Annotated in this window: 11 protein-coding genes; 2 read left to right on the top strand and 9 right to left on the bottom strand. The window is 63.2% G+C overall.

Going from position 1 to position 8,971, the window contains the following annotated elements:
- Window positions 1-53 precede the first annotated feature (53 nt).
- The 5 genes from AC0QTX_RS09340 to gatB form a co-directional block, all read right to left on the bottom strand.
- Complete coding sequence (locus tag AC0QTX_RS09340; RefSeq protein WP_474603558.1) at window positions 54-377, bottom strand: DUF3088 domain-containing protein; 324 nt, start codon at window positions 375-377, stop codon at window positions 54-56.
- A gap of 474 nt (window positions 378-851) precedes the next feature.
- Window positions 852-1,484: a LysE family translocator gene (locus AC0QTX_RS09335; RefSeq protein WP_474603557.1), complete on the bottom strand. Its 633-nt coding sequence runs from the start codon at window positions 1,482-1,484 to the stop codon at window positions 852-854.
- A gap of 54 nt (window positions 1,485-1,538) precedes the next feature.
- The gene (locus AC0QTX_RS09330) at window positions 1,539-2,042 is read right to left on the bottom strand and encodes a GNAT family N-acetyltransferase (RefSeq protein WP_474603556.1); all 504 of its coding nucleotides are present in this window, start codon (window positions 2,040-2,042) and stop codon (window positions 1,539-1,541) included.
- The gene (locus AC0QTX_RS09325; protein ID WP_474603555.1) at window positions 2,042-2,695 is read right to left on the bottom strand and encodes an SGNH/GDSL hydrolase family protein; all 654 of its coding nucleotides are present in this window, start codon (window positions 2,693-2,695) and stop codon (window positions 2,042-2,044) included. The genes AC0QTX_RS09330 and AC0QTX_RS09325 overlap by 1 nt, the downstream gene beginning before the upstream one ends.
- Before the next feature lie 46 nt (window positions 2,696-2,741).
- Window positions 2,742-4,217, bottom strand: a complete 1,476-nt coding sequence (gene gatB, locus AC0QTX_RS09320; protein ID WP_474603554.1) for an Asp-tRNA(Asn)/Glu-tRNA(Gln) amidotransferase subunit GatB — start codon at window positions 4,215-4,217, stop codon at window positions 2,742-2,744.
- A 376-nt stretch (window positions 4,218-4,593) separates the two neighbouring features.
- On the opposite strand from gatB, the gene AC0QTX_RS09315 reads away from it, so the two are divergent.
- Together AC0QTX_RS09315 and AC0QTX_RS09310 are read left to right on the top strand one after the other, a co-directional pair.
- Window positions 4,594-4,914, top strand: coding sequence for a hypothetical protein (locus tag AC0QTX_RS09315; protein ID WP_474603553.1), 321 nt, complete (start codon window positions 4,594-4,596; stop codon window positions 4,912-4,914).
- Between the two features lie 161 nt (window positions 4,915-5,075).
- Window positions 5,076-5,603 (top strand): hypothetical protein, encoded by a 528-nt coding sequence (locus AC0QTX_RS09310; RefSeq protein ID WP_474603552.1) that lies wholly within the window; start codon window positions 5,076-5,078, stop codon window positions 5,601-5,603.
- A gap of 90 nt (window positions 5,604-5,693) precedes the next feature.
- Here AC0QTX_RS09310 and AC0QTX_RS09305 read toward each other — a convergent pair whose 3' ends face one another.
- The 4 genes from AC0QTX_RS09305 to AC0QTX_RS09290 all read right to left on the bottom strand — a co-directional run bounded on the left by AC0QTX_RS09305 (window position 5,694) and on the right by AC0QTX_RS09290 (window position 8,928).
- Entirely contained in the window at window positions 5,694-5,993 is a 300-nt protein-coding gene (locus AC0QTX_RS09305; RefSeq protein WP_474603551.1) for a hypothetical protein, read from the bottom strand.
- A gap of 5 nt (window positions 5,994-5,998) precedes the next feature.
- Window positions 5,999-7,513 carry an Asp-tRNA(Asn)/Glu-tRNA(Gln) amidotransferase subunit GatA gene (gene gatA, locus AC0QTX_RS09300; RefSeq protein ID WP_474603550.1) on the bottom strand — a complete coding sequence of 505 codons (1,515 nt, stop codon included), beginning with the start codon at window positions 7,511-7,513 and terminating at the stop codon, window positions 5,999-6,001.
- A 90-nt stretch (window positions 7,514-7,603) separates the two neighbouring features.
- Window positions 7,604-7,891, bottom strand: coding sequence for an Asp-tRNA(Asn)/Glu-tRNA(Gln) amidotransferase subunit GatC (gene gatC, locus AC0QTX_RS09295; protein WP_474603549.1), 288 nt, complete (start codon window positions 7,889-7,891; stop codon window positions 7,604-7,606).
- 335 nt (window positions 7,892-8,226) lie between these two features.
- Window positions 8,227-8,928: a metal-dependent hydrolase gene (locus AC0QTX_RS09290; protein ID WP_474603548.1), complete on the bottom strand. Its 702-nt coding sequence runs from the start codon at window positions 8,926-8,928 to the stop codon at window positions 8,227-8,229.
- Window positions 8,929-8,971 lie beyond the last annotated feature (43 nt).

The raw sequence follows: 8,971 nt of genomic DNA, 5'->3' as shown, positions 1-8,971 counted from the left end.
CAGCTTCCCGGCGGACGAATGCCAGAACTATCTCAGCAACTGCGGATACGAGTTCACCTAAATCGAATCCGCTCTAGAATCTCGTCCTTGCCGGAGACGAACCGCACCGCCCCATGAGCCCCGGTTGCGAATTCATCGGGAGCGTCGCCGCTCAACACCAGCAGGGGCAGCGATTGGTTCTGCTCCCCGACGAGTTCAACAACCGCATGGCGCGGTCGCCGCCACGCGATGCGCTCCACGTCGATGTGCTCATTGAGCCACGGGAAAGAGGCGAGCACGCCTTCCAACAGCGCGCAATGCCAGCAATAGAACCGCCGGCCGGGATAGGCCGGATCTTCAAAATCAGGCCTCAGCAGAAACAGCCGATCTCGCACCATCAAAGCTTCTCCTGCGCTTTTGGGAGCTCCTATAAGGAGGCGAAATCTGCCGTCGATGCCCTTTACAGAGCAACGAGGGGAAGAGCGGAAGGGTATGCACCAGGCATATCCTTCCAGGATTCATCGCTCAGCATCAGTCACGTCCGCTGACATCCTCGCCGATGTCCTTGAGCAAGCGAGAACCAAGCCTCGCCCGCAGCGAAGCGGGCAGTTCGGACGGAGGAAGAGACTTTGACGGCTTCTGCCCGCGCTCCCGCACAGTAGGAACGAGATCAATGCGGACGGTCAGCCAGATAAGGGAAAGCGTAATCTGTTTCATTGCAACCTGCAGCAATAGAGGGAAGGAATGCGGCGAATGCGCATGGTGCAAACATCATGGCCATGTGACGCCTCCTTCGGCTGCAGATGAGAAAATGCGGCTGAATCGATCAGCTATGGAAACATATTACTATATCGTTGACGTTCCCGACAACATCAAACTTTCAGTTCGCGAACGCCATCGGCGAAAAGCTTTGCTCCGATGGCGCCGAAGATAGCCCCGAAACTTCCTTCGATGACGCGAAAGAAGCGGGCATAAGCACGCATGACGGCTCCGGTTGAGAAAATAAGCGCATATGCGCCGTAGACGATCATGGCCGAAGCGGACGCACCGACATCGATGACCGCGAATTCCAGGGGTGAAAACCCGGAAGACGCGAGATACATGGAGATGGCGCTCCAGACGAGCGCGGCCTTCGGATTGGTCAAGGCAACCAACAATCCTCGCCGGTAGGCGGCTGCGCTGCTCGTCTCGCCATGCCCACCGATAGGATTGCCCTCAGACGCCACGAAAGCTAGCCGCAAAGCCTTGAGACCGAGATAGACGAGATAGCCGCCACCCAGAAGCCTCATGGCGGTGATTGTCTGCGGGAAAGCAATGAGCACTGCGCCTATGCCCAATGTGGCAAGCACGGCCCAGGCGAATACACCTGTCGCGATGCCCGCAGCCGTGACGACACCATGCCAGCGGCCACTGCCCAGCGACACCGACGATACGGCCATCATGTTGGGCCCGGGCGACAACTGGGCCAGGAAGATCCCGACCAGAATACCTGCGATCTCAATCATGATGGCTCCTGTCCGGGTAGCTTATGTGGCCCACCGCAGCCTCGGGCCACGGCATCAAAGCTGCTTATCGAAACGGTATTCTATCGACTTGGATATGTCAGCAAGTTCGCGCTGCCCCTCCGCCTGCACATATCCCAGACGCCTGTAGAGGCGATGGGCGGTCGTGAACCGCGTGTCGGACCACAGGATGATCCGCGACGCGCCCTTGCTGCGTGCGTGCGCCTCAGCCCGATGCACCAGGCGCGAGCCCACGCCCTTCCCACGCTGGTCGGGGCGCACATAGAGCCGATGCAATTCCGCCATTCCCTCTGAGGGAAAGTCGACGGCCACGCAGGCACAGGCGCGCCCGCGCTCATCCTCGACAGCCCAGAAGGCACCACTGGTCCGCTCATAGGACGTGCTCGGCGCGCGCAAATCCGGCAGGTCGTCATGTGGGTCGACGAAGCAGCCGGGATAATCCGCATAGCAGATCGCGATCAGCCCGAAGAGATCCTGCCTGTCGGCGTCGACAACGGGCCGGATGATCGGCAGATCTTCGATCATGAGAGCCAGATTCACTATTGCCCCTTCCTGACCGCCACCGAAGCGACCGTCTCTTCAAGCACGTCGTGCAGCCGTCGATAGGCCTCCGCCGACAGATGAACGCCGTCCGTTGTGAGCCCTTCGAGCGCTGCTCCCTCGCTGCCGGCAAAAGCCTTCTGAAGATCGACGATGGCGGCCGCACGGCCATCCGCAATCTGCACGATTCGGCGGCTCAAGGAAGCGATGGCGTCCGCCGAATAGAAGCCTGTGAGGCGTTTGCCCTGCTCGATCGGCGGCGGCGTCATGACGATCACCGGCACGGCGGCGGCCTCGAAATGGCGGATGATCGTGTCGAAGTTCTCCATCACCCCCTCGAGGGCGCTCTCGGTGCAGTCCTTCTTGGCATCGTTCGTGCCGACGAGCAGCACTGCAAGGCCGGGGTCTGCCGATTGCAGGAGAAGCGGCACCCGCGGCTCGAGAGCCTCTGTCCAGATGCCGGAGTAGCCGGCATTCAGCACGGGCAGCGAACTGATCCGGTTCCAGTAGAACCCTTCGACGAGGGAGTCCCCCACGAAGAGCAATCCCCCCGGCCCTACGGCAGCGCGATGCGAGGCGATCACGATGTCGCGGATCAGCCAGTGAGGCGCGAAGGGATTGGGCTGCGAGGTCACGGTGTCGGTGCCTTGCAAGGCCCGGCAGAACCTTCGTTGCGCTCCGCCGGGACGGCCAAGGGGCTTACTCGATTCCGAGCTTCTTCTTGAGGATCTCGTTGAGAGCCTGCGGGTTGGCCTTGCCGCCGGTGGCTTTCATGGTCTGACCGACGAACCAGCCGAGCAGGGTCGGCTTGGCCTTCGCCTGCTCCACCTTGTCGGGATTGGCCGCGATGATCTCGTCCACGGCCTTCTCGATGGCGCCGGTGTCGGTCACCTGCTTCATGCCTCGCGTTTCCACGAGTTCGCGCGGGTCGCCGCCTTCCGTGAAGACGATCTCGAACAGGTCCTTGGCGATCTTGCCGGAGATCACGTTCTCGCCGATGAGCTCGATGATGGCGCCGAGCTGGGCGGCCGTGACAGGGGTCTGCGAGATGTCCTTGCCTTCCTTGTTCAGGCGGCCGAACAGCTCGTTGATGATCCAGTTCGCCGCGGCCTTGCCGTCCCGGCCCTTAGCCACCTCCTCGAAGAAGTCGGCGGAGGCGCGCTCGGCCACCAGCACGCTCGCGTCATAGGGCGAGAGGCCGTAATCGGCCATGAAACGCGCCTTCTTCTCGTCCGGCAGCTCCGGCAGGCCTTTGGCGAGATCGTCCACATAGGCCTGGTCGAACTCGAGCGGCAGAAGGTCGGGATCGGGGAAGTAGCGGTAGTCGTGCGCCTCTTCCTTGGAGCGCATGGAGCGGGTCTCGCCCTTGCCCGGATCGTAGAGGCGGGTCTCCTGGTCGATGGTGCCGCCATCCTCCAGGATCGCGATCTGGCGGCGCGCCTCGTATTCGATCGCCTGCCCGATGAAGCGGATGGAATTGACGTTCTTGATCTCGCAGCGGGTGCCGAGCTCGTCGCCCGGACGGCGGACGGACACGTTCACGTCGGCGCGAAGATTTCCCTTGTCCATGTCCCCGTCGCAGGTGCCGAGATAGCGCAGGATCGTGCGCAGCTTGGTCACATAGGCGCGGGCCTCGTCGGAGGAGCGCAGGTCGGGCTTCGACACGATCTCCATCAGGGCCACGCCCGAGCGGTTGAGGTCCACGAAGCTCATGGTGGGGTGCAGGTCGTGGATCGACTTGCCGGCATCCTGTTCCAGGTGCAGGCGCTCGATGCGCACCGTGATCGTCTCAGCCGTCTCCGGCACGTCCACGATGACCTCACCCTCGCCCACGATGGGGCTCTTGTACTGGCTGATCTGGTAGCCCTGCGGCAGGTCCGGGTAGAAGTAGTTCTTGCGGTCGAAGGTGCTGCGCAGGTTGATCTCGGCCTTGAGGCCGAGGCCCGTGCGGATGGCCTGGCGCACGCATTCCTCGTTGATGACCGGCAGCATGCCGGGCATGGCCGCGTCCACCAGGGAAACGTGGCTGTTCGGATCGCCGCCGAAGGCCGTCGAGGCGCCGGAAAAGAGCTTGGCCTGGCTCGTCACCTGGGCATGGATCTCCATGCCGATGACGATTTCCCAATCGCCTGTCGCGCCCTTGATGAGCTTCTTAGGGTTGACCGGAGCGTTCATGAGCCTTGCGCCTTTAATCTCTCGCGTTTGCTAAAGCATCGGACCCGAAAGTGGAATGCACTTTTGGGACCCATCCGGTGCCTCTTTCGTAAATGGGAGCATCGTTGGCGCGGAACCGGAGGTCCGCGTCAGCGAAAACCGGGTCTACTTTTCACTGACCTGGCCCTCCGGGTCCGCACGATGCCCCAGCCGAAGTACGAGCGGCGCTTGAAGCGGTCAACCCCCTTCAAGATGAATGGACGTTCAGACAGGCTACCCATTCGTTAAGATCAGAAATGAATTATGCACAGATATCGAAAATAATTGCCACGCTCGAATGAAACCCCATCCCGCATTCGGCGTTGTTCGGGAGGTAAAACGGTCAAGGAGTTTCAAAATGGCTACGGATCCCATGGATCGCGAACCGAACGTCTACAATCGCGAAACCAACGTCTACGATAACAGCGCTCGTGGTTCGAACACACTTGCTTACGTGATCGGCGGCCTTGTTATCGCTCTCGGCCTGCTCGCCTTCCTCTTCTATGATGGCGGCAGCAACGAGCCGAGCACGACCGGCAGCACGGCCGGCCAGACGCAGAGCTCTTCGCCGAGCACCGGCACGACCGGTTCGGGCGCCGCTGGCGGCTCGACCACTGCTCCGGCCACGCCGACCACTCCGGCTCCGGCAGCCCCGGCGGCTCCCGCTCCGCAGCAGTAATACCGCGTCTCGCGTCTCACTGCACAGGATGGGCCTGACCTCGCGGTCGGGCCCACTCCTTTTGGGCTTAGCGCTATCCGTCCTGCCGAGGAACCAAGGGCAAGCTTGAGCGATTTGGCTTCCGAGTTCCCCCAACCGGCAGCACGTCAGGAGCCCCCAAGATGGCGAACAAATCGAGCTTTACCCCAGAAGAATGGTCCCGCCTCGTTGCAAGCCCGGTGGTGGCCAGTATGGCGATCACCGCTGCCGATCCGGGCGGGCTCTGGAGCCTGCTGCAGGAATCCATGTCCAGCGGCTGGGCCCTGCTCGAGGCCAAGCAGAACGCCCAGGCTACGCCCCTCGTGAAAGCCGTGGCCGATGACATTGCCAATTCCGAGACGCGCAATGCCGTGCGCGAGTCCTTCCAGAGCCAGTTCAAAGGCAGCCAGTTCACCGATATCAAGCGTAAGGCCATCGAGGAGCTCGGTGCCGTCTCACACCTGCTCGACGCCAAGGCACCTGACGAGGCCGCAGCTTTCAAGTCCTGGCTGTTGGGCGTCGCCCAGAAGTCGGCCGAAGCCGGCAAGGAGGGTGGATTCCTCGGCTTCGGCGGCGTTGCGGTCAGCGATGCCGAGAAAGCCACCCTGGCCGAAATCGGAGCAGCGCTCGGCAACCCGGCCGGTTCCGGCGCGGGACTCGCCGAAACCTAGAGCATTTTTAGGCGAAGTGGATCCGGTTCGCCGTCAAAAAAATGCGGCAGCTTACAGAAGAGAGATGATTCCACATCAGTGGAAACAGCTCTAACCCTTGGCCAGCCGGCGGGCGGCATAGGCGCCGCTCGCCCAGAGCATGGCGGCCACGAAGCGGACTGGGAACAGGGTCAGCCCGTCGGACCGCACGGGCGCGATCCAGGGCAGCCCCAGGCTGCTGATCGCCCACGAGACGAGAACCGACACGGCCAGGGCGATCATGCCGACGATCAGCACCTTGCCGAACTGGTCGGCCTTCCAGCCGAGCCAGACCGCGATGAGGATCAGCACCGGATCGAAGGCTGCGGGCAGCCAGTCCCACAGGGTGACGACGGGAACGGTCGGTCCCACGTGATTTAAGCCCACCAGGCCTGGGGCAGCTTGATGCGGCCGGCGGAATCCTCGATCACCTGACCGGCGGCAAAGAGGGTCTCCTCGTCGAAAGCGCGGCCGATGAGCTGGAGGCCGAGGGGCAGCCCCTGGGCATCGAGCCCGGCCGGCACGGCGATGCCCGGCAGGCCGGCCATGTTCACGGTCACCGTGAAGATGTCGTTCAGGTACATCTCGACCGGATCGCCCGAGCCCTTCTCGCCGATGCCGAAGGCAGACGACGGGGTTGCCGGCGTCAGGATGGCATGAACGCCCTGAGCGTAGACCTCCTCGAAATCGCGCTTGATCAGGGTGCGCAGCTTCTGGGCCCGGACGTAATAGGCGTCGTAATAGCCCGCCGAGAGCACATAGGTGCCGATCATGATACGGCGCTTGACCTCGCGGCCGAAGCCGGCGGCGCGGGACCTCTCGTAGAGGTCGACGATGTCCCGGCCGTTCTCGCGCAGGCCGTAGCGCACGCCGTCATAACGGGCGAGGTTCGAAGACGCCTCGGCCGGAGCCACGATGTAGTAGGCGGGCAGTGCGTACTTGGTGTGGGGGAGCGAGACCTCGACGATCTCGGCCCCGGCGGCGCGCAGCCATTCTGCGCCCTGGTGCCAGAGCTGCTCGATCTCGGGCGACATGCCGTCAATCCGGTATTCCTTTGGAATGCCGATCTTCAGGCCCCTCACGCCGCGGGAAACGGCTGCCTCGAAATCCGGCACCGGCAGATCCACGCAGGTGGTGTCCTTCGGATCAGGGCTCGCCATGGAGCGCAGCATGATGGCCGAGTCGCGCACGGTGCGGGTGATCGGGCCGGCCTGGTCCAGGGACGAGGCGAAGGCCACCGTGCCCCAGCGGGAGACGCGCCCATAGGTCGGCTTGATGCCGACCGTGCCGGTGAAGGCCGCCGGCTGGCGGATGGAGCCGCCGGTGTCGGTGGCGGTGGCGCCGAGGCAGAGATGGGCTGCGACAGCCGCGGCCGAACCGCCCGACGAGCCGCCGGGAACCAGGTACGTGCCCTCGATGGCGCCCGAGGCGCCCGCGCTCACGTTCGAGCCCTCGCGCCGCCAGGGCGAGACGACCGGCCCGAAGGCGCTGGTCTCGTTGGAGGAGCCCATGGCGAACTCGTCCATGTTGAGCTTGCCCAGCATCACGGCGCCGTCGTTCCAGAGGTTCCGGGTGACGGTGGATTCGTAGGGCGGGGTGAAGTTGCCGAGGATCTTGGACCCAGCCGTGGAGACCACCCCTTCCGTGCAGAACAGGTCCTTGATGCCGAGCGGGATGCCCTCAAGGGCGCGGCCCTCACCCCTGGCGATCTTCTCGTCGGAGGCCTTGGCCATGGCGAGTGCCTTCTCGGGCGTCTCGAGCACATAGGCGTTGAGCGCCCTCGCCTTCTCGATGGCATCCACATGGGCCTGCGTGAGTTCGGTGGCGGAGAAGGTCTTGGCCTTCAGGCCGTCACGGGCTTCGGCGATCGTGAGATGGGTCAGTTCGGTCACGGGACTGGATCTCTTGTCTCGACGGAATAGTCGGGCTTGTCCCGGCCATCCACGTCTCAATTCATCAGGGACGGTGGGCAGGCTCGCGCCTTACTCGACCACCTTGGGCACCAGGAAGAAGCTGTCTTCCGTGGCGGGGGCGTTCTGGACGATCTTTTCCGGGTAGCCGCCATCGGTCACGCCGTCTTGGCGCTTCTTCATCACCATGGGCGTGACGGAGGTCATGGGCTCGACGCCCTCCACGTCCACCTCGTTGAGCTGCTCGACGAAGGACAGGATGGCGTTGATCTCGCCCTGGAGATGGGGCACCTCCTCATCCGTCACGGCAATGCGCGCCAGATGGGCGATGCGGCGGACCGTTTTCTCATCGACCGACATTGATGGTCATACCCCTTGGATATCTGCTGGGCGCGCTATAGCACCCGCTTGCGCCGGGGGGCAACGGCGGATGTGCTGGTAGCCCTCGCGATGTTCATTGTTATCACGGGCGTAGCGCAGCGAAGATCCGGGATAGGGTGCAGGATCAAGCGCATCTTCCCTCCCCCTTGTGGGGAGGGATCAAGGGTGGGGGTGTGAGCGTCACGCTGGTCCAGTTCAGCGCTCACACCCCCACCTCCAACTCCTCCCCACAAGGGGGAGGAGGGCTCCAGCGCTATACTCGGCTATCGATCCTGGGCTCTGCTCCGCAGCCCCGGAATTACGAAGTCCAAAAATTACACCGTCACGCCTACCGTCTTGTGCGGCACCACTACCTGAACACCCTTGCCGTCCATGGCGGCCACGAAGCGGTCGGCGTTGGGCAGGACCATCGGGAAGGAGCCGTAGTGGCAGGGGATCACCGCCTTCGCGTTCTTGAAATAACGCTCGACGGCGAGCGCCGCGACCTCGGGACCCATGGTGAACCGGTCGCCGATGGGCACGATCACAACGTCGGGTTTGTGGATCTCGGCGATCAGGGCCATGTCGCCGAAGATGTCCGTGTCGCCCATGTGGTAGACGGTGGGCTCGTTCATGGCCTTGACGATAATCCCGTTGGCGCTGCCGAGCGGGAAGTTCACGTCCATTTCCACGAGGCCGGACGAGTGGTCCGCCCGCACCAACGTGACGGTAAAGCCGCCCTGCCCGGTCGTGCCGCCCGTGTTCATGGGATCGAAGCTCTCGACGCCTTGCTTGGCGAGATACATGCACAGCTCGAAATTCGTGACCACCTTCGCGCCCGTCGCCTTCGCGATCTCGACGGTGTCGCCCACGTGATCCCCGTGGCCGTGGGTCAGGAGAATGTGGGACACGCCCTCGGTGATCGCCGCCTTGTCGCCCTCGAAGCCGGGATTGCCCGTGAAGAAGGGATCGATGAGCACAGTCTTGCCGGCGAAGTCGAGCCGGAAGGCTGAATGTCCGAACCACGTGATTTTCATGGAAAGTCCCTCGTTTTCGGCCAGATGAAATGGAGCGGCTTTT

Source organism: Microvirga sp. jy35 (assembly GCF_056148915.1).
Note: the sequence above shows the minus strand (reverse complement) of the source record. Positions and strands in the feature narration are given on the sequence as shown.